This window comes from Acidovorax radicis, from assembly GCF_020510705.1.
GTDB lineage: Bacteria > Pseudomonadota > Gammaproteobacteria > Burkholderiales > Burkholderiaceae_C > Acidovorax > Acidovorax radicis_A.
Map to the genome: position 1 here is coordinate 3374733 of NZ_CP075184.1, position 20980 is coordinate 3395712.

Consider the following 20980-nt stretch of genomic DNA (forward strand, 5'->3'; position numbering starts at 1 on the left):
CCCATGAATGGGTGCAATGCAGCGATTGCTGACCATGGGTGCGGGCAAGCGTGCTCACGCTAAGCACCAAGAAGCGGCCGTTGAGTTCGTCGACTGGCACTGCCCCCTCAAAAGCGGCTGTCCGAATTACTGCGGACACAGGGTTTCCACGACTCGGCGGGCACCCCACCATCGACCGCTTTCATATCACAGTCCTGGTGGTGTCGATCCCATCGCTGCCTCTCAGCGCCCCTTGACAATCGTGGCACCAAGCCCATCACATTGCGTCATTTCAAAAATTTCGACCAGTACCGGCCATGTACTCAAGCGCGGCTCGCTGACTTGCCCGCATTCTTTCTACTCCGAGAAAAAAGACCCGCGATTGCTGCAAGCAAAGAAGTCAGCACAAGCATCCCCCAGTTCGATAGCGTGGGAATTGAGGCCGCACTGCCTGCGGCCAGCGCCAATGCCACCCCCCCGGGGTCCGCGATAGAGCCGTTCATGCCTAAATCGTCGTCCCCCAGGCTGCCATCGGTAAGCACCAATGTCACCGTGTTTCCTGTGATCGTCGCACCCGCGAACGGGTACCAGTGCGGTGAGTTTTGACTCGGCGTGGGCCCGTACTTCATGTACACCGCGCCTGCTGGGAACGGCTGCGGATAAGTGAGCGTGATCGTCACAGCTGCACCGTTGGGACAACCTCCCACGATCACATCAAAAAGCCCTTGAGAAAACCCGTATCCAGCGGTGCCACCGGCTGGAGGAGAACCCGCGCCACCCGTGAGAGGAATAAAAGCAGCGCGATCAAACCCGCAGCCCGCAGGCCCCGCCAGGCTGGCACTGACGGAGCCTCCGCCGGTTGGGCTGGTGCCGGTTGCTGTGGTGGGGCGCGAACGTGTCACATTGACCGTGTAGCTTTTCGGGGTGCCATTCTGGGCGGTCACTTCCACGGTGACCACATTGGACCCAACGTTGAGTGCAATGGAAGCCGAAGCGTTGCCGCTGATGGTGGCTTGTCCATTGACGGTAACGCTGGCACTGCTGTCGGCCACCGTCGGCGTGACGGTGATGGAAGCGTCCGGAACGGTGGCGGTGTAGTTCTGCTGGGCCGCGCTGAACACGGGGTTCAGGGAGCCGCTTGACAGCGCCAGCGCAGCCAGGTCGTTATTGGCCGAGACCGCGCGCGTTACGGTGACGGTGTAGGTTTTGGTGACGCTGTTCTGCGCAGTGACGGTGACCGTGAGCGTGTTCGAACCGGTGTTCATGGCGATGGCGCCGGACGCGTTGCCGCTGGCCACGGCAACGCCGTTGACTGTGACCGTGGCGTTTGGCTCATTCACCGTAGGCGTGGCTGTGATGCTGGCGCTCGCAGCCGCGATCGACATCGTGTAGCTCGTGGTGGCTGGCGCAAACGCCGGGGAGAGACTGCCGCCAGACAACGCCAGGGCCGACAGGTTGGCGTCGCCCGAGCCAGCGCGGGAGACTGTCACGGTGTAGGTCTTGGTGGTGATGCCATCCTGGGCCGTGACGACCGTAGTGAGGGTATTGGCCCCCACGGCCAGCGCAATTGCGCCAGACGCATTGCCACTGGCGGTGGCAACACCGTTCACCGTGATGCTGGCCGTAGCGTCGGCCACGGTCGGGGTTACCGTGAGCGACGTGGTGGCGTTGCCCACGCTGGCCGTGTAGCTGGTGGTGCCGGAGGCGAAGGCCGGACTCAAGGTACCGCTCGATAGCGACAGCGCGGACAGATCGGCGTTGGCCGACGGCAGAGCGCGCGTGATGGTGACGGTGTACGTCTTGGTAGTGGTGCCGTCCTGGGCAGTGACTACCGTCGTGATGGTGTTGCTGCCGACATTGAGGGCGATTGCGCCGGAGGCATTGCCGCTGGTGGTTGCCACGCCATTGACGGTAACGCTGGAGGTACCTGCCGCGACGGTCGGGGTGACGGTCAGCGACGTGGTGGCGTTGCCCACGCTGGCCGTGTAGCCGGTGGTGGCGGCGGCGAAGGCCGGCGACATCGTGCCGCTTGAGAGCGATAGCGCGCTCAGGTCGGCATTGGCCGATGCGGCGCGGGTTACCGTAACGGTGTAGGTCTTGGTGGTCGTGCCATCCTGGGCAGTGACTACCGTCGTGATGGTGTTGCTGCCGACATTGAGGGCGATTGCGCCGGAGGCATTGCCGCTGGTGGTGGCCACGCCATTGACGGTAACGTTGGAGGTACCTGCCGCGACGGTCGGGGTGACGGTCAGCGACGTGGTGGCATTGCCCACGCTGGCCGTGTAGCCGGTGGTGGCGGCAGCGAAGGCCGGCGCCAAGGTGCCGCTCGAGAGTGACAGCGCGCTCAGGTCGGCGTTCGATGACGCGGCGCGGGTCACCGTCACCGTGTAGGTCTTGGTGGTCGTGCCGTTCTGGGCCGTAACCACCGTGGTGAGGATGTTGTTGCCGACCGCAAGCGCGATCGCGCCGGAGGCGTTGCCGCTGCTGACCGCGACCCCGTTGACGGTGACCGTGGCCGAACTGTCGGCCACGGTCGGGGTCACGGTCAGCGAGGTGGTGGCGTTGCTCACGCTGGCCGTGTAGCCGGTGGTGGCGGCGGCGAACGCCGGGGCCAAGGTGCCGTTTGAGAGCGACAGTGCGCTCAGGTCGGCGTTGGCTGAGGCAGCGCGGGTCACCGTCGCCGTGTAGGTATTGGTCGCGCCGTTCTGGGCAGTTACCACCGTCGTGATGGTGTTGCTGCCGACATTGAGTGGGATCGCGCCTGAGGCGGCTCCGCTGGTGACCGCGACCCCGTTGACGGTGACCGACGCGGTGCCGTCGGCAACCGTTGCAGTCACGCTCAGCGAAGTGGTGGCGTTGCCGACGCTGGTCGTGTAGCTGGTGGTGGCCGCGTTGAACCCGGGCGACAAGGTGCCGCTCGAGAGCGACAACGCGGTAAGGTTCGCGTTCGCGGACGCGGCGCGGGTCACGGTGATTGTGTAGGTTTTGGTGGTCGTACCATCTTGCGCGGTGACCACGGTGGTGATGGTGTTGCTGCCGACCGACAGCGCAATCGCGCCGGAGGCGTTGCCGCTGGCGACGGCCACGCCATTGACCGTCAGCGTCGCCGTGCTGTCGGCCACGGTCGGGGTGACCGTCAGCGAGCTGGTGGCGTTGGTGACGCTGGCCGTGTAAGAGAGCGTGCCGGCGGCGAACCCCGGCGTCAGGGTGCCGCTGGAGGTCGCCAGCGCGCTCAGATTGGCGTTGGTCGACGGTACGCGGCTGACGGTGAGCGTGTAGGTCTTGGTGACGTTGCCGTCCGGCGACGTGACGATGGTGGTGATGGTGTTGCTGCCCGGATTGAGCGCAATCGGCGCGGAGGCGGCGCCGCTGGCGACCGTGACGCCGTTGACCGTGACCGTCGCTCCGGGGGTGTCCACGGTCGGCGTGATCGTGGTGCTGGTCGTGGCGAATGGCACCGAAAAACTGTAGGCGGTGGTGTTGGAGTTAAAGGTAAAGCTGCCCTGCGAGGAGGTCAGGGCGCTCAGATCAGCATTGGCAGTGGGGTCGATGAAGACAAAATTGTTGAACCCTTCCTGGAACAGATTCGCCCCTTCCCCGCCTATGCCGCCATTGCTGGTAATGCGGATTTCATCGATATTGTTAAATTGGGCCGGCAAGTTGACAGATACGGGACTGGTGTTACTGCTGGTGCTAAAGGTGTGCGCGGTACCAGCGACGTTATTCCGATATGGCGTTGCGGTATAGATGGCGTTGAGTCCTTGCACGTCCTGGATTCGAAATTGGGACAAGCCAAACATCCGGTTCAGCTGGGTCTTAATGATCAGCGCCCTGACGGGACCGTACTGACCGGCGCCAATATTGAAATACAGCATCATCGACCCCGTACCGCCGGCCAGATCGATGTTGGTGATGCGCCCGGTCTGGGTATTGCCGACATCGGCGAAGTAAAACTCATACACGACGCCGGGAATATCAACGGTGCCGGTATCTGCCAGGCCATCCGTCAATTTGGCGTACTTAAAATTATCGTCAGGATGGCCGAAAGGCAGCGCCACCGTTCCCGCCACTGTGGGCAGAAGTCCGATATATGCGGGAAAGTTTAAAGCCGCATGGCGCATGGCACCGGTGCGCTGCTCGAGTAACCAATCCCCACCGAGTTGGCGCGCTCCCGTCAGGTTGGTGGAAGCCGCGACCTGCGTACCGGTTGCGTTGGCCAGCATGGCAACAAACTCCCGTCCCTCAGGCCCCTGTCCCACTTCGCAGCCATACAAGAATAGATCCGCACCGTTGATCAGCGCAGTGCGTATTCGCTCCAAATCTGCACCGCGCTCCAACAATGCCATGCGGTCAAGGTTCAGGGAGCCCAAGGCGAGCGCACCCTTAGCACCGTGCGAGATCAGATGAAGGGCCGAAACATTTTTGCGGCCAGCCAATGCCAGTGCCATCTGCTGCAGGCCGTCTTCTTTGGCATCCAACACGACGATATTCAACAAGGGACTCGCGTCAGCCACCAGTCGCTGGTAGTCGGCAACATCGCTCTCAATAAACAAAATACCGGTGGACTGAAGCAGTGGACGCGGTTGTGAGCCAGCAAATGCCGAGGAGGTTGCTGTCAAGGACCCCCAAGCCAGCGCAAGGACAAACAGCGCCCGCCAGAAGGCAAGAATTTGGGGGATTTTTATCATTGAGAGCCGCGGCGCGCCATTTAGTAAGTGCACGCAGTGAATCACGGTTTTATTGAAACTACTATCTTTTAATTTCTTGACTCAATGCCTGTTTGTGTAACGCCACGAATTCAACTCCCACCACGTTTTGTGGGTGAGGCCACGATAGATATTCTTTTTAGGGCGCAAGCGGTGCGTTCGGGATTTTTGGGGAGCGACAGTGCCTTCCAACCAACCATCGCCTTTGCCCCAAAAGCTCGCGATGGGCAACGGCTGCAACGGTTGCCATAATGGACGCCCCTCAATTGAAGCGACTCTAGCTCATCGTCTTCAAGGTGCCACGGACCATGGGTGATCACTTGGGGGGACCCGTTTTCGAAGGTCATAGAAGCACCCGTCTATGCTATTCACCGTTGGCTCTTGATCGAAGCAGTCGTTCAACGACTGCGTGTTGAGCGACAGCAACCAGCGGCAGATTCAACCGGTCGATGCAACACATTCGCTGAACATCTCAGCGGGTGTGTGGAAGCCCAGCGTCTTGCGCGGCCTCTCATTCAATTGTCTCGCAATGGCGTTGAGCTGAAGCTGTGAGAGACCCGAGAGATTCATGCCCTTGGGCATGTACTGCCTGAGTAAGCCGTTCGTGTTCTCGTTGCTTCCCCGCTGCCATGGGCTTCGCGGGTCGCAGAAGTACACCTGGATGTCGGTAGCCATCGTGAATTGCTTGTGAGCATGCATCTCCGAGCCTCTGTCCCAGGTCAGTGACTTGTACAGTTCCTGCGGTAGCTTGCTGGCGCTCTTGATGAGTGCCTTGACGACCGACTGCGAGTCTTTGCCATTCAGCTTCACCAGCATCACGTATCGCGTTTGACGTTCAACCAGTGTCGCAATTTGGCTGTTGCCACTGCCAAAGACCAAGTCGCCTTCCCAGTGACCAGGCACTGCCCGGTCCTCGACGCAAGCGGGGCGCTCGCTGATCGAAACAGCGTCAACGATCTTTCCGTGAATTGCCGTCTTCTGTGTGTAGTGCCGTGATCGGCGCATTCCACGAGTGCGTCTGAGGTGCTCCAACAGCTCCTTCTTCAAGGCGCCACGCGCTTGAATGAACAGACTGCGGTAGATGGTCTCGTGTGACACGTGCTGGCTCTCGTCGCAAGGATAAGTTTGCTTGAGCCAACCTGCAATTTGCTCCGGCGACCACAGCATCCGCAGCTTGTGAGCCACGATCCGGGCCAATGCACGGTTCTGCCTGAGCTTGCAGCGCTTTGGGCGCTGCGCTCGATTCCAAGCCGCTTCATCTGCCTGAGTTGCACGGTAGCCATCACAGCCGCCATTGCGCTTGATCTCTCGGCTGATCGTCGACGGTGCTCGCCCGAGCCGCGTTGCGATGGAGCGAATCGATTCGCCTGACACCATCGCCCGCGAGATCTCCTCGCGCTCTGCCAACGTCAATGCAATTGCTGCACGTGATCGCTGCGCAGGCCGGAATCCGCCCGTCTCTGCAAGTATCCGATGGATCGACGAGTGGGCGCGATCAAAGAGCTTGCCGATCTCATGCAGCGTCCAGCCTTGCTTCCAGCGCTCCCACATCAGCGCCTTCTGGGTATCTGAATAGTAGATTCTTGGTCGCTGTTTCATCTGCAACACTCCTTGCGCCTACGCGGTGGTTAGTGTGTTGCATCGACCGGTTGAATCTGCCGCCTAAAGCCGTCACGTTCAGATCGCGGCGAGAAGCACTGCCGGCGGTAGCTCCCCGCCACACGCCGCCAGAGATGACTGACTTTGCCCCAGAAAATTGGAGTGCGTGAGCACTCCGCAAAACAGCGACAAGGTCAGCTTGCAAATGCTCAATACACCGGCCTGCCCAGTCGTTTGCTCGCCCGTGATATGACGTAGTTCACCAGGCAATAAAGCAGCGCCACGACAAGGTACACGGGCACCAGTGCGTGGTAGTTGGCGATCAGCACCTTGGCGTTCTGCATGAGTTCACCGTAGGTGACGATGTAGCCGAAGGTGGTGTCTTTGACCACGATGACCAGTTGCGCGACCAGCGCCGGGACGATGTAGCGCAGGGCCTGTGGGAAGACGATGGCGAAGAAGACCTGGATGTCGGTCATGCCCAGGCTTCGCGCGGCGTCGGTTTGGCCCCGTGGAACGGCGAGCACGCCCGCGCGGTAGACCTCGGCCACCACGGCGGCCGTGCTCAGGCCGACGGGCAATGTCAACATCCAGTAGGTGCTGAGTTTGATGCCGACCGGCGGAAGCACCAGAAAACACACATAGATGAGCAACAGCGTGGGCGTGCCACGCAGAAACTCGATGACGGCGATGCTGGGCCAGCGCACGATCCGCAGCCGCGCCAGGCGCCCCTGCAACAGCACCAGGCCAAGGCCCAGCGCAATGACGGCTGCCATTGCCGCTGATTGAAGCGTGCCCAGCAGACCTTTGCCCAGAAAGGCCCAGGTAGTGGGCAAGGCAAAAAACCTCCAGAACCGGGCGTCGAGTTGCCCCGCCGCATGAAACCGGAACACGATGCCCGCTGCCAGCAGGATCAGCAAGGCAGCGGCGAACACACTCAACGCACGGTTGACGGCTTGGGCACGGGGGCTGGGGTCACCAAACAGAATGTCTTCGAGGGGGCGGCTCATCGCAATATCCGCACCTTCTTGTCCAAGGTGGCGCCCGCCCAGGCGATGAGCAAGCCTGTCGCCACGTACAGCGCGGCGGCCACTGCGAACGCGGCAATGCCGGCGGCAGAGTCGGTAGCGATTTTGGACACGAGCGCGGTGAGGTCCCTGCCCGGCAAAGGCACTTGCGACGCCAGTGAGGTGGACAACATCACCGCAATGAGCAGCGAGGTCATGGGCTGCACCACCGCGCGCAGCGCCTGCGGCATGACCACCGCAGAGATGATGCGCAGCGGCCGCATGCCCAGGGCCAGCGCGGCCTCCACCTGCCCGCCGCCGACGGTGTTGATGCCTGAGCGCAGGTAGTCGGCCGTGAATGCAGAGCACACCAGCGTCAACGTGAGGATCACGCTGGGCTCATAGTCGATCAGCACGTTGAGATCGGGCAGCGCAAACACGATGAAGATCAGCAGCGCCACGCTGGGAATGTTGCGAAAGATCTCGACGTAGGCCGTCAGCACAAAGCGCAGTGGCGGCAGCGGCAACAGCCGAAGCACCGTGACGACGATGCCCAGCAAGAAGCCGGGCACAAACGACAGCAGTGTGAGCTTCCAGGTCAACAAAAGGGCCTGCCCGAAGGCAGGCCCGTAGTCGGCCAGAAGGCTGGAGACGCCGCCCATTGGTTACGGGATGGCAGGCGGCGTGGGGACAGCGGTGCTGCCGGTGCGCTGGCCGATCGAAATCGTCCACAGCTTGGCCCAGGTGCCGTCGGCTTCGATTTTCTTCAGGAAGGCATTGACGAAGGCCACGCCGTCCGAGCCCTTGGGCAGCCCCACGCCGTAGGGGTCTTGCGCACCAAAGGGCGCGCCTGCCAGCTGCGCGTCGCCGGTGCCAAGGCTCAGGGTGTTGAGCAGCAGCGTGTGGTCGGTGACGTAGGCGTCCACGCGACCCTGGCGCAGTCCGTCCAGCGCCTCCTGGTGCGTCTGGAACTCTTGCACGGTGGCCTTGGGCACGTATTGCGCCAGGATCGCGGGCCCGGTGGAGCCCGCCTGGGTGGCTACCTTCTTGCCGGCCAGATCGTTGTACGACTGGATGGTTTTGTTGCCTGCCTTGACCAGCACACCGGCCTGCGAGGTGTAGTAGGGGCCGGCGAACGAGATCTTCTCGGCGCGGGCGGGGGTGATGGAGTAGGTGGCAAACACCATGTCCACCTGGTCGTTGATGAGCACGGGCTCGCGCGTGGACGAGGTCACCTGGGTGAACTTGAATTTGCCCGCGTCGCCCAGGATGTAGCGCGTGATGAGCTGCGCCAAACCTGCGTCGAAGCCGCGGATCTTGCCGTCTTTCTCGTTGAGCAGCGAGAAAAGATTTGAGGTTTGTGTGCCGCCAAAGCGCAGCGTGCCGGCCTGCTTGATCTTGCTGGCCCAGGTGCTCGACGCAATGGTCGCAGCGTCAGCAACGGGGCCCTGTGCAACCAGCGCATCAAACGCCGCAGCGTTGATGGGCGTGCCCTGTGCAAAAACCGACCCACCGGTCACGACCGCCAGGGCCACTACGGTGGATTTCAGAATGTGTTGGATCGACATGCAGTTCTCTTGGGGGGTGTGTGACGAAAACCAATATATAGCAGTTGGAGGATGCACGAGCTGCTGGCCCATGTACCGCTCTGTAGGCGGTGGAGCCATTCTTGTGGCTCATCGCCGCCCCGTCACTACAGGCCCCTGGCGGCGACAACCGCCAACGCCCGCCGCTGCGAGCGAGCGTGGAATGTACCGAAAATTGGCCGCTGGCGCTTTTCCTGAGCCGATCAACCATACAAAAACAATAGCAAGCGCCTCGACAACGGGCGTGTCACGCCCCAGCCTAACCACACGAAACATATACAATACGCATACGTTTCATATAGAGGTGGCCCATGGGCATTGTCAAAATTTCAGACCTGATGCACGAAAACCTGCGTGTGGCAGGCACCGCGCTGAGCCGCTCGATCAACGCGCAGGCCGAGCACTGGATGCGGGTCGGCATGTTGACCGAGATGTACCCCGATCTGGACCACCGCGAGATCAGCCAGATGTTGGTCCGGGCCGAGCTGGCAGGCGGGCTGGACGTGGCGCTGGCGGCGTCGGGCCAGCTGGACAAAACAGCAGCACGCGTGGTGGGCAAACACTGATGGCGCGCGGCGACGTTCCCATTCGGTCGGCCGACGAGCTGGTGATGGCCCGGCATGCGGCCCAGTTGGCCGCTGAGGTGCTCAGCATGATCGAGCCCCATGTGGTGCCGGGGGTGAGCACCGAGGCGCTCGACCAACTCTGCCACGACCACATCGTGAAGGTGCAGGGGGCCATCCCAGCCAACCTGGGCTATATGGACTACCCCAAGACGGTGCTGACCTCGGTGAACCACGTGGTGTGCCACGGCATCCCGTCGGCACAGCAGATTCTGAAAAAGGGCGACATCGTTAACATCGATGTGGCCGTCAAAAAGGACGGCTGGTTTGGCGACACCAGCCGCATGTTTTTTGTGGGTGCGCCCAGCGTGCTGGCGCGGCGCCTGGTCAAGACAACGTATGAAGCCCTGCGCGCGGGCATTCAACAGGTCAAGCCGGGCGCAAAGCTGGGCGACGTGGGGCACGCGATTGCTGCGGTGGCGCAGCGCGAGCATTTCACCGTGGTGCGCGAATACTGCGGGCACGGCATCGGGCAGATCTATCACGATGATCCGCAGGTGCTGCACTACGGGCGGCGCGGCGAAGGCCTGACGCTGGAGGCCGGGATGATCTTCACCATCGAGCCGATGCTCAACGCCGGCAAGCGCGACACCAAAGAGCTTGCCGACGGCTGGACGGTGGTGACCAAAGACCGGTCGCTGTCGGCCCAGTGGGAGCACATGGTGGCCGTGACGCCCACGGGTTACGAAGTGCTGACGGCCTGGCCGGGCGGCACGGGCGGCTACGCACCGATCTGACACGGGCATCGGCAAAGGCGCAACGCGGCCCCACGACACCTGCTGCGCCCGCTGCGCCCGCGAACGCCGGGGGTGAAGGGGCCCCCTGCAAATGCCCTACGGCACATCCACGGGGTGGCACCACTTAAAATCGCGCCCATGACGCTTCAGATCACCGTTTATTCCAAATCCGCCTGCCCCCAATGTGAGTCGGCCAAGATGCTGCTCAAGTCGCGCTCGCTGCCTTACGAAGAGATCAAGATCGACGAGGAAGCTGAGCGACTGGCGTTTTATGCCAAGTGCGGGCCGTCCGTGCGGCAGATGCCCCAAATTTTCATCAACAACCAGCGCGTGGGTGGGCTCGCGGGGTTGCAGGCCGCATTGGCCCAACTAAGCCTTTAAGCGTTTGAACTTTTGAGCGCGTCAGCGCTTCAAGGCGCAGGCGCGTGTCTGCAGGCGCTGGCGGCACCGGGGCCGTTGCGCAGAACAGGCCGCCAGGCGCCGCCCTCCCCTCACCCCAGGCGCCCGCCATAGCGCGTCAGGCGCGCGCCAGAAATGTATCGACCAACGCGTGGTGCTCGGGCACATTCAGCGCGGGTGCGTGGCCGCAACCTGGCACTTCGATCACCTGCACCAAGCCCCGCGCGCCGGGGCCGCGTGTGAGCATGGCCTGGGTGGTTTCGCGCAGCACCAAATCTGAGGCCGCGCCGCGCAGGCACAACACCGGAATATCGAGCGCGTCGTAGTGGTCCCAGATCAGGTAGTCGTTGGTGTGGCGGGTGAACTGCTGCACCATGGCCGGGTCGTAGTGCGGCGTAACGCGCCCATCGGGCAGGCGGCGGGTGCTGGTTTCGGTGAGCTGGCGCCACTGCGCATCGCTGAGCCAGCCGTAGGGCTGGTACACCTGCCTGAAAAACGCCTCCAGCTCCATCACCGTGTCAAACGCAGGCGGCTGGCCCGCATAGGCCTTGATGCGCTCCAGCGCAGCGTCGGCGAGCTGGGGCGCATTGTCATTGAGCAGCAGGCTCGCGATGCGGCCCTTGAGCCGTGGCTCGAACAGGCCCGATGCACACACGGTGCCAATGGCACCGCCCATCGAGGTGCCAATCCAGTGCGCCGTTTCCACACCCAACTGATCGAGCAGATCGGCCGCGATGCGTGCGTAAAACGACAGGCAATACTCTTGCTGCGGCGCGCGGGCCCATTGGCTCAGCCCCCGGCCGATGGTGTCGGGGCAGATCACGCGGTAGCGCGGTGCGAGGTGCGCGGCCAGCGCATCCATGTCGCGCCCGGTGCGCGCCAGGCCGTGCCAGGCAATCACCACCGGCGCATCAGGGGCGCCCCACTCCGTGGTGTGGATTTCATAACCGGCACAGGGGATGTAGCGCGACGTAGGGGACATGGTGGACAACCTTGAGGCGAGCAAAGAGGGGAGAGACAAAACGCAGTGAAGGCGATGGACAAAGCCGAAGAGCCATCAAAGAACAAGACAACCAGCTCGGCATGGGCGGCATGGGCGACGCAAGCGGCGCGCCCCCAGGCGAGCAGCGGGCACCCAAAGCGACATCACCTTCATGCCGCCCGGCGCACTGCCGCACGCAGCCGCCCCACCACACCGGTGGGAAAGTAATACACCGACAACACAAACAACACGCCCAGCCACAGCAGCCAGCGGTCGGGCGACAGCAAGGCAGACAACCAGGGCAGCCCCGACGTGGCCTCGCTGCCGAGGCGCAGCAGATCCTGCAGATAGCTTTGTGCCACCAGGAAGAGCACGGCGCCAATCACCGCGCCGTAGATGGTGCCCATGCCGCCGATCACTACGATGAGCAGGCAGTCCATCATGATTTCGAAGCTGAGCGAGGTATCGGGCCCGTTGTAGCGCAGCCAGAGCGCCAGCATCGCGCCTGCCATGGTGGCAAACAGCGCCGACAGCACGCTGGACGTGGTCCGGTACACCACCACGCGGTAGCCAATGGCCTCGGCGCGGAACTCGTTCTCGCGGATCGCCTGCAGCACACGGCCAAACGGCGAGTTGACGATGCGCAGCAGCGCCAGCACCAGCACCACGGCGGTGACGAACAGCAGGTAGTAGCAGAGCAGGCGCCCATCCAGGGTCACCCCCAGGAAGGGATCGTCAAACGGCTCGAAGCTGGGCGACAGGATCTCGGGCACCTTGAAGGTCAGGCCGTCCTCGCCGCCGGTGATGTCCGACAGCTGCGAAGCCAGCGTCTGAAACGCCGCCGCCACGGCCAGCGTGATCATGGCAAAGAAGATGGCGCGCACGCGCAGCGAGAACAGGCCCACGGCCAGCGACAGCAGCAGCGACAGCACCAGCGCCCCACCCAACCCCACGGCCAATGCGGACCATGTGGGCCCCACGCGTGTGGTGGCCACGGCAATGCCGTAGGCGCCGATGCCAAAGAACATGGTGTGCGCAAAGCTCACGATGCCGGTGTAGCCCAGCAGCAGGTCAAAGCTGGCGACCAGCACCACAAAGATCAGCACCTTGGCCGCCACGGACAGCGCCTTGACGCCCGGGAACAGAAACGGCGCGGACGCCAGGCCGAGGAAGATGGCCACCAGGATCACCGCCAGCACCTTGCTGCGCGGATAGTCGCCGGAGAGAAGTCGGTTCAGCATGTCAGTCGGCTCCTCATCAGCGGTTGGCCACGGGATAAACGCCTTGCGGACGCCACAAGAGAATGGCCACCATCAACGCGATATTGGAGAACAGCGCCACCTTGGGCACCAGAAAGCCGGTGTAGTTGGCCATCAGCCCCACCAGCAGCGCGCCGATCAGCGCCCCGCCCGTGCTGCCCAGGCCGCCGATGATGATCACGATGAAGATCAGCACGTTGACCTGCGCGCCCATCTGCGGAACAACGCTTTGCTGGTACAGCCCCCACATCACGCCGCCCAGGCCCGCCAGGGCCGAGCCCACCACAAACACGCCCACAAACAGGCGGCGGATGCGGTAGCCCAGGCTCTCGACCATCTCGCGGTCTTGCACGCCCGCACGGATCAGCAAACCGACCTTGGTGCGCGACAGCGTCCAGGCCAGTACGGCAAACACCAGCAGGCCCACGGCCACCGCCACCAGGCGGTATTTTTCGATGGCGGCATCGCCAATGAGCAGTGCGCCGCGCATGCCGCCGGGCAGCGGCAGCGGGATTTGCGCGGGGCCCCAGATCACCTTGATGAGTTCTTCACCAATGATCATCCCGCCCATGGTGATGAGGATCTGCTTGAGGTGCTGGCCATACACGGGCCGCACGATGAAGCGCTCGAACGCCAGGCCCACGGCGCCCGCCACGGCCATGGCCACCAGCATGGCCGGCAGGACAGCCACCATGTTGCGCCACAGCTGGTCAGAGCCCGCCCAGTCGCCCATGGCGCCCAACACGCTGGTGGCCACGAAGGCGCCCAGCGCAATGAACACGCCGTGACCAAAATTGAGCACGTCCATCAGGCCAAACACCAGCGTGAGGCCCGAGGCGATGATGAAGATGATCATGCCCATGGCCAGCCCCGCCACCGTGAGCGTGAGCCAGGTGCTGGGCGAGCCGATGAAGGGCAGCACCAGCAGCGCGAGCGCAGGCACCAGGGCCAGCGGCTTCCAGTCGAAATCACGGGCCATGCTCATGCCAGCGCTCCTTGTGGGCAGCGCGCTCGGCGCGCGCCGGCCCCTGCATTTACTATTGATTTGATAGCTGCTTGCGCAGATGAATAAAGCGCCAGAGGCCAAAAAGGGGCTCTTCTAGCGAATGCTAGTGATGCACTCGATAAATGTCGTACGTCGAAATCGCCGTCTTCAGACGTGCGGCGAGTTCCATCACTACTATTCGCTAGAAGAGCCCAAAAAGGCTTGAAATGCATGGCAACACTCATAACGCCAACCCCAGCAGCGAACGCTGCAGCGCCTCGTCCTCGGCCAGCGCGGCCATGCTGCCCGCGTGCACCACCTGGCCGTTGTCCATCACGGCCACGGTGTCGCCCAGCCGCTTGGCAAAGCTGATGTTCTGCTCCACCAGCAAAATCGTCACGCCGCTCTTTTTAAGCTGGCCGAACGCCTCGATCATGTTGTTGATGATGGCGGGCGCCAGGCCCTTACTGGGCTCATCCACGATGAGCAGGTCGCGGGGCTCGACGATGGCGCGCGCCACGGCCACCATCTGCTTTTGCCCGCCGCTGAGCTTGCCGGCCGGGTGGTTCCAGAACTTCTCTACCGCCGGGAACAGCCGAAAGATCCATTCGAGCCGGGCGGTGTCCATCTGCGCCGCGTTGCGGGCCCGGCGCGCGGCCAGCAGCATGTTTTCTTTCACCGTGAGGTCGGCAAAGATGCCCATGTTCTCGGGCACATAGGCGATGTTCAGGCCCGCGATCTGCGGGGTGTTCATCGCCGTGATGTCTTTGCCACCAAAGTGGATGGAGCCCTGCGACGCATGCCACAGGCCCATGATGGTGCGCAGCGTGGTCGTCTTGCCCGCACCGTTGCGGCCCAGCAGCATGGTGAGCTGGCCCTTGGGCACCGCCAGATCCACGCCGTGCAGGATGTGGTACGCGCCGATGTGCGTGTGCACGCCCTTGAGTTCGAGCAGGTTGGTCGTTGGCGTCGTGCTCATGCGGCCTCCTTGCCTGCGTCCTTGTCAGCGTCCTTGCTGACGCCCAGGTAAGCTTCCTGCACCACGGGCGATGCAATCACCTCGGCTGGCGGGCCATCGGCCACCAGCGTGCCGTTGGTCAGCACGATGATGCGGTCGGCCAGCTCGCGCACCACGTCCATCTTGTGCTCCACCAGCAGGATGATCTTGGTCTTGTCTTTCTTCAGCTCGCGGATCAGGTTCAGGATCACGGGCGCCTCGTCGTGGCTCATGCCGGCGGTGGGCTCGTCGAACATGTAGACCTGCGGCTCCAGCGCCATCAGCAACGCCACCTCCAGCTTGCGCTGGTCGCCATGCGGCAGGCTGGCCACTGGCGTGTCGCGCCGCTCATACATGGCCACCGTTTGCAGGATGGATTCAGCCCGCTCGGTCAGCGCGCGGTGGTCGCTCCAGATGCTCCACAGATTCAAGCCCCTGCGGTGTTTGCCATCGCGCGTGGCCTGCACGGCCAGGCGCACGTTCTCCAGCACGCTGAGGTTGGGGAACAGGTTGGTGAGCTGGAACGCCCGGCCCAGGCCCGCGTGCGTGCGCGCTGACACGGGCTGGCTGGTGAGGTCTTTGCCCCCCAACGTGACGGTGCCGCTGGTGGCCTTGAGTTGCCCCGAGATCAGGTTGAAGTACGTGGTCTTGCCCGCGCCATTGGGGCCCACGATGGCGGTCAGCGTGCCCGGCTCGAAGGAGCAGGTCACGCCGTTGACCGCCACGTGGCCGCCAAAGCGGATGGTCAGGTTGTGGGTTGCGAGCATGGGCAAACAGCTGGTGGCTGCGATGGCGCAGACAAATAAAGAGTCAAAAAGAGTCAAAAAGGCCTCTAGCGCTTATCTATCAAGCGCCATAAGCTATCAAAATATGAGCTACCACCCCATGCCCGCATGCCCGCGTGGTGTGCGGGGCATGGGGTGCGGGGCGTTTTTTTGTGCGGAGCGGCGTTGGCCGCCACCGCCACCATCAACGCTTGTTGCGGATCGGCACGTTCATCTCTTCGGGCTTGATCTCGCGCACCAGCTCGGGCACGCCCCAGGCAAAGGCCGGGTCCACCTTGATCTTGAAGTGGTACATGCTCTGCAGGGCCTGGTGGTCTTCCTTGCGGAAGGTCATCTTGCCCTTGGGCGTGTCAAAGCTCATGCCCTCCATGGTCTTGATGAGCTTGTTGGTGTTGGTCTCGCCGCCCGTGGCCTTGAGGGCCGTGACAAGCGCCATCGCAGCGCTGAAGCCGCCCGCCGTGAAGAAGTCTGGCGGCGCCTTGAACTCCTTGTAGTGCGCGGCGACCATGGCTTCGTTCACCGGATTTTTGGGGATGCCGAAGTAGTAATACGTGGCGCCTTCCATGCCGGGGAAGTTCTTGTAGCTCGCCATCGCGGGCAAGATGTTGCCGCCCGTGGCGATCTCGATGCCATAGCGCTTCAAGTCCATGTCGGCGATCTTGAACGGGTTGCCCGCGCCCGCCCAGATGATGAAGATGACCTTGCGGCCGGGCACATCCTTGAGCTTGTCGATCAGGCGCTGGGCCCCGGCGGTGAAGTCGGTGGTGGTGGTGGGCAGGTATTCCTCGTGCACGAGCTTGGCGTTCTTGAGCGCATCCTTGAAGGCCTTCACGCCATCGCGGCCAAAGGCGTAGTCCTGCGCCAGCGTGGCCACCGTGACGCCGGCCTTGTCGATGGCCACGGCGTTGCTGATCGCGTCCTGGCTGCTGTTGCGGCCGGTGCGAAAGATGTACTTGTTCCACTTGTCGCCCGTGATGGCATCGGCCACGGCAGGCTCGACCAACAGGATCTTCTTGTATTCCTCTGCCACGGGCAGCAGGGCCAACGCCACACCCGACGAGGTGGGGCCCACGGCGATGTCGGCCTTGTCATCAGAGTAGGCAGAGGCCAGCAGGCTCTTGCCCAGGTCGGGCTTGCCCTGGTCGTCTTTCTCGATCACCACCAGCTTCTTGCCATTGACGGCCATGGTGCCGCCGGTGGCGTAGCTCAGGCCCATCAGCAGCCCGGTCTGCGTTTGCTTGCCATAGGCCTCCAGCGGGCCGGTCTTGCTGTAGACGTGGGCGATGCGGATTTCGCCCGCATCGGCAAAGGCGTTGGCGGACAGTGTGGCGGCAGTCACTGCGGTAACGGCAGCGGTGGCGAGTGCGACCAGAGTGCGACGGTGCATGGCGATGTCTCCTGTTGTGATGCCTGAACATTGCACAGTTTGTGCCAGCACACAAGTGATTGATCTGTATAGAAATTTATTATCTCCCACACAGCAATCGCCTGAAAATCAGTCAATCAAAATGGCTGATTTTCATACAGATGTTCAATGTTTACTCAGGGTTTTCCAGACGTCCATACAGCGTGGCACGCGAGATGCGCAGCTGCCTTGCGGTGGCCAGCTTGTTGCCGCCATGCACCTTGAGCGCAGCGGCGATGGCCTTGCGCTCCAGTTCGGCCACCTGCTCTGCGAGCGGGCGCAGGTAGCGGCTTTCGTCCGCGTCGTCCACCTGGGCGCTGGCCAGCGCGTCTTGCACGGGCGCGGGCGCAGCGGGCTCCACACCGGCCTCGCGCAAGATGCGTTCAAGCTGCGCCGCATCGATCGACTGCGAATCGCTGCGCATCACGGCCTGCTCCAGCACGTTGCGCAGTTCGCGGATATTGCCCCGCCAGGGCTGCCCAGCCAACAGCGCCAGCGCATCGGGCAGCAGCTCGGGCGGCAGCGTGCCATTGCGCAGCGCCAGGTCTTCGCCCAGCGCCTCCACCAGCGCGGGGATGTCGCTGCGGCGCGCACGCAGCGGGGGCACACGCAAGGGCAACACGTGCAACCGGTAAAACAGGTCTTCGCGAAAGCGCCCCTCACGCACCAGCGCGGCCAGATCACGTGAGGTGGCCGCCAGGATACGCACGTTGAAAGGCACCAGCTTGTTGCTGCCCAGCGGCTCGATCTCGCCTTCTTGCAATGCGCGCAGCAGCTTGGCCTGCAGGCTCTGCGGCATGTCACCGATTTCGTCGAGAAACAGCGTGCCGCCGTCGGCCAGCTTGAACTTGCCGTCACGCCCCTTGGCCGATGCGCCGGTGTAGGCGCCAGGCGCCACGCCAAAAAACTCGGCCTCCAGCAGCGTGTCGGGCACGGCGGCGATGTTGACGCTCACAAACGGGCCGCTGGCGCGGCTGGATGCGGCATGAATGGCGTGTGCCAGCAGCTCTTTGCCGGTGCCCGTTTCGCCCAGCAGCAGCACGGGGCTGCTCGACTGCGCCGCGCGCCGCGCCTGGCGTTTGACTTCGGCCGCCGCCGTGCTCGACCCGATGAAGCTCGCAAACGTGTATTTAGCGCGGCGCTCGCCACTGCTGGCGATGACCAGCGAGCGGTTGCGCTGGCTGGCCAGCTCGCGCCGCGCGTCGTCCAGGTCGCGCTGCAGCAGTGCAAACTTGCTGATCAGCGGCTGCAGTGTGGTCTCGGGGTGGTCAAACAGCACGATGCCGATGGCACCAATCACCCGCTCGGCATCGTCGCGCAAGGGGATGCGGCTGACCACAAACGTGCCCGCCTGGTTGGTGAGCAGGTCGATCAGCACGGGGTTGCCCGTCTCCAGCACGCGGCGCATGCCGGTGTTGGGAATGACCTCTTCTACCATCCGCCCCACAAACTGGTCGACCGAAGAAAAGCCTAGGTCGGGCAAAAACCGCTGGTAGCCTTCATTCACCCACACGATGCGCCCGCTGCGGTCCACCAGAAACATGCCCTGGCTGACGCTGGAAAACAGCTGAAACATGGAGCGCGCCGCCAATTCAAGAATGCCTTGGGCATCCAGGGGCAGCGCGGGGGCGTCATCAACAGGCAGGGACATCCGTCGATGGTAGCGCGGCGCGGACCGCCAGGCCGCACGCCGCGCTGTGCGCATAAATGCTATTGATTCAATAGCTTCCCACGATTATCCATCAAGCGCATTCGCCCGATTGCATGCGCAATGTGGAGCGAAGTGCCCGCCCAGCCAGGCGGCTGGCTCAGGCATCGAGCTGCTGCAAGCGCGCCAGCTTGCGCTGCGCCAGGTGCTTGAACAGACGCGGCAGCACCAGCACCGCCAGCACAATGATGATCAGCGCGAGCGACATCGGGCGCTGCAGGAAAATGAGCCAGCTGCCTTCGCCGATCGACACCGCATTGCGCATCTGCGCCTCGGCCAGCGGCCCCAGGATCATGCCGACCACCACGGGTGCCGTGGGGAAGTCAAAGCGCCGCATCAGCACCCCCAGCATGCCAATGCCGTACAGCAGGAACAAATCGAACGCGCTCTGGCGCATGCCGTAGGCGCCCACCGTGGCGAAGATCAGGATGCCCGCGTACAACTGGGGCTTGGGAATCTTGAGCAATTTGACCCACATACCCACCATGGGCAGGTTCAACACCAGCAACATCACGTTGCCGATGTAGAGCGAGGCAATCAGCGCCCACACCAGCGCGGCCGACGTGGTGAACAGCTGCGGGCCGGGGTTGATGCCGTAGTTCTGGAACGCGCCCAGCAGCACCGCCGTGGTGTTGCTGGTGGGAATGCCCAGCGTGAGCAGCGGGATCATGGCCGCCGTCACTGTCGCATTGTTGGCCGCCTCGGGGCCCGCCACGCCTTCGATGGCGCCCACGGTGCCGAACTCGGCCTTGTTCTCACCCTTGGCGAGCTTTTTTTCCATCGCATAGCTCAGGAAGGTCGGGATCTCTGTGCCGCCAGCCGGTATGCAGCCGAACGGCGTGCCGATCAAGGTGCCGCGCAGCCACGCTGGAACGGAGCGCTTCCAGTCGCGCCGCGTCATGTGCACGCGGCTCATGGTGTTGCTGGTCTCCTGCACGCGGCCTTCGTACATGGCGGCATGCAGCACCTCGGCCACGGCGAACAGGCCCACGGCCACCAGCACGATGTCGATGCCGTCGAGCAGTTCGGGTTTGCCGCCGGTGTAGCGCGCCGCACCGGAAATCTGGTCCATGCCGATGCAGCCCGCCGCCAAGCCGATGAACAGCGCCGTCATGCCCCGCACGGTGCTCTTGCCCAGCACCGCGCTCACGGTGGTGAACGCCAGCACCATGAGCATGAAGTATTCGGGCGGCCCGAGCTTGACGGCGAAGTCCGCCACGTAAGGCGCGAACAAGGTCACGACCACGGTCGCAACGGTGCCCGCCACGAACGAGCCGATGGCCGAGGTGGCCAGCGCCGCCCCAGCGCGCCCGCTCTTGGCCATCTTGTTGCCCTCCATCGCCGTCACCATGCTGGCGGTCTCGCCCGGCGTGTTGAGCAGGATGGACGTGGTGGAGCCCCCGTACATGGCACCGTAGTAGATGCCGGCGAAGAAGATCATCGAGGCCGTTACCTCGACCTTGGCCGTGATGGGCAGCAACATGGCCACGGCGACCGCCGGGCCGATGCCGGGCAGCACACCCACGGCCGTGCCCAGCGCACAGCCAAACAAGGCCCACAGCAGATTGGCGGGCGTGGCGGCGGTGGCAAAGCCCGCCATCAGTGCATCAAAAATTTCCATTACAGCCACCCTGTCTGCGTGAGTCCGGGCAGGTTGATCGCCAGGAACTGCGTGAACGCCCAGAACACCGGCGCGGATATCAGCGCCCCCGTCAACAGATCAATGCACCAGGTGCGCACGCTGCCCGCACGCTGCCCCGCTGCGCGGCGCAGGCCCTGCACGGCCAGCAGGTAGCACAGCGTGCAGCTCACAATGAAACCCACCGTGGTGATCAAAGCCGCGTTGAGCAGCAAGCCCGCCGAGACCCAGGCGAAGGCCCCTTTATCTGCACGCGCAGCACCACCGGGGTCATCCATGAAGCGAAAGCCGCCGGACAGCGCCTCCCACACCAGCACCGCGCCGCACAAGGCCAGCACCCCGGCCACCAGCCAGGGCAGGAAATTGGGGCCTACACCGCCATAGCCAGCGTTTGATGGAATATCCACGGCGCCCACGGCCAGCGCCACGGCCACCAGCAGCACGGCAACGCCCACCGCGATCTGCATGCGTACGGACGGCACGCCGCTGACAGCGGCAGAATCGCCCCCGATCGGCGGGGGAGAAGAGGCAATGGAGTCAGACATGCTCAGTTCTTTCTCGGCAAACGCCCTGGGCAACGGTGC

17 protein-coding genes are annotated in these 20980 nt (G+C 63.4%); 3 read left to right on the forward strand and 14 right to left on the reverse strand.

Annotation, left to right across the window (positions count from 1 at the left end):
- Positions 1–302: 302 nt before the first annotated feature.
- The 5 genes from KI609_RS15420 to KI609_RS15440 form a co-directional block, all read right to left on the reverse strand.
- A complete protein-coding gene (locus tag KI609_RS15420; RefSeq protein ID WP_226444466.1) occupies positions 303–4598 on the reverse strand; it encodes an IPTL-CTERM sorting domain-containing protein in 4296 nt (1431 codons plus the stop codon).
- A gap of 525 nt (positions 4599–5123) precedes the next feature.
- Complete coding sequence (locus tag KI609_RS15425) at positions 5124–6284, reverse strand: IS30 family transposase (RefSeq protein ID WP_226450124.1); 1161 nt, start codon at positions 6282–6284, stop codon at positions 5124–5126.
- 209 nt (positions 6285–6493) lie between these two features.
- Positions 6494–7294, reverse strand: coding sequence for an amino acid ABC transporter permease (locus KI609_RS15430; protein ID WP_226444467.1), 801 nt, complete (start codon positions 7292–7294; stop codon positions 6494–6496).
- Positions 7291–7953, reverse strand: a complete 663-nt coding sequence (locus tag KI609_RS15435; protein ID WP_226444468.1) for an ABC transporter permease subunit — start codon at positions 7951–7953, stop codon at positions 7291–7293. Before KI609_RS15435 ends, KI609_RS15430 begins: the two co-directional genes overlap by 4 nt.
- A gap of 3 nt (positions 7954–7956) precedes the next feature.
- Positions 7957–8859 (reverse strand): glutamate ABC transporter substrate-binding protein, encoded by a 903-nt coding sequence (locus KI609_RS15440; protein ID WP_226444469.1) that lies wholly within the window; start codon positions 8857–8859, stop codon positions 7957–7959.
- A 329-nt stretch (positions 8860–9188) separates the two neighbouring features.
- Here KI609_RS15440 and KI609_RS15445 point away from each other — a divergent pair, with 329 nt between their 5' ends.
- The 3 genes from KI609_RS15445 to KI609_RS15455 all read left to right on the forward strand — a co-directional run bounded on the left by KI609_RS15445 (position 9189) and on the right by KI609_RS15455 (position 10618).
- Entirely contained in the window at positions 9189–9443 is a 255-nt protein-coding gene (locus KI609_RS15445) for a ParD-like family protein (protein ID WP_226444470.1), read from the forward strand.
- Complete coding sequence (gene map, locus KI609_RS15450; RefSeq protein ID WP_226444471.1) at positions 9443–10237, forward strand: type I methionyl aminopeptidase; 795 nt, start codon at positions 9443–9445, stop codon at positions 10235–10237. Before KI609_RS15445 ends, map begins: the two co-directional genes overlap by 1 nt.
- A 138-nt stretch (positions 10238–10375) precedes the next feature.
- Positions 10376–10618: a glutaredoxin family protein gene (locus KI609_RS15455; RefSeq protein ID WP_226444472.1), complete on the forward strand. Its 243-nt coding sequence runs from the start codon at positions 10376–10378 to the stop codon at positions 10616–10618.
- Positions 10619–10754: 136 nt separating this feature from the next.
- Here KI609_RS15455 and KI609_RS15460 read toward each other — a convergent pair whose 3' ends face one another.
- From KI609_RS15460 to KI609_RS15500, 9 genes are all read right to left on the reverse strand, one after another.
- A complete protein-coding gene (locus KI609_RS15460; protein WP_226444473.1) occupies positions 10755–11618 on the reverse strand; it encodes an alpha/beta fold hydrolase in 864 nt (287 codons plus the stop codon).
- 170 nt (positions 11619–11788) lie between these two features.
- The gene (locus tag KI609_RS15465) at positions 11789–12859 is read right to left on the reverse strand and encodes a branched-chain amino acid ABC transporter permease (protein WP_226444474.1); all 1071 of its coding nucleotides are present in this window, start codon (positions 12857–12859) and stop codon (positions 11789–11791) included.
- A gap of 16 nt (positions 12860–12875) precedes the next feature.
- Positions 12876–13862 (reverse strand): branched-chain amino acid ABC transporter permease, encoded by a 987-nt coding sequence (locus KI609_RS15470; protein WP_226444475.1) that lies wholly within the window; start codon positions 13860–13862, stop codon positions 12876–12878.
- Positions 13863–14103: 241 nt separating this feature from the next.
- Entirely contained in the window at positions 14104–14841 is a 738-nt protein-coding gene (locus KI609_RS15475; RefSeq protein WP_226444476.1) for an ABC transporter ATP-binding protein, read from the reverse strand.
- A complete protein-coding gene (locus KI609_RS15480) occupies positions 14838–15626 on the reverse strand; it encodes an ABC transporter ATP-binding protein (RefSeq protein WP_226444477.1) in 789 nt (262 codons plus the stop codon). Before KI609_RS15480 ends, KI609_RS15475 begins: the two co-directional genes overlap by 4 nt.
- Before the next feature lie 202 nt (positions 15627–15828).
- Complete coding sequence (locus KI609_RS15485) at positions 15829–17031, reverse strand: substrate-binding domain-containing protein (protein ID WP_226444478.1); 1203 nt, start codon at positions 17029–17031, stop codon at positions 15829–15831.
- A gap of 151 nt (positions 17032–17182) precedes the next feature.
- Positions 17183–18700, reverse strand: coding sequence for a sigma-54 interaction domain-containing protein (locus KI609_RS15490; protein WP_226444479.1), 1518 nt, complete (start codon positions 18698–18700; stop codon positions 17183–17185).
- Positions 18701–18857: 157 nt separating this feature from the next.
- The gene (locus KI609_RS15495) at positions 18858–20378 is read right to left on the reverse strand and encodes a tripartite tricarboxylate transporter permease (RefSeq protein WP_226444480.1); all 1521 of its coding nucleotides are present in this window, start codon (positions 20376–20378) and stop codon (positions 18858–18860) included.
- Positions 20378–20941: a tripartite tricarboxylate transporter TctB family protein gene (locus KI609_RS15500; RefSeq protein WP_226444481.1), complete on the reverse strand. Its 564-nt coding sequence runs from the start codon at positions 20939–20941 to the stop codon at positions 20378–20380. The genes KI609_RS15495 and KI609_RS15500 overlap by 1 nt, the downstream gene beginning before the upstream one ends.
- Positions 20942–20980: the final 39 nt, after the last annotated feature.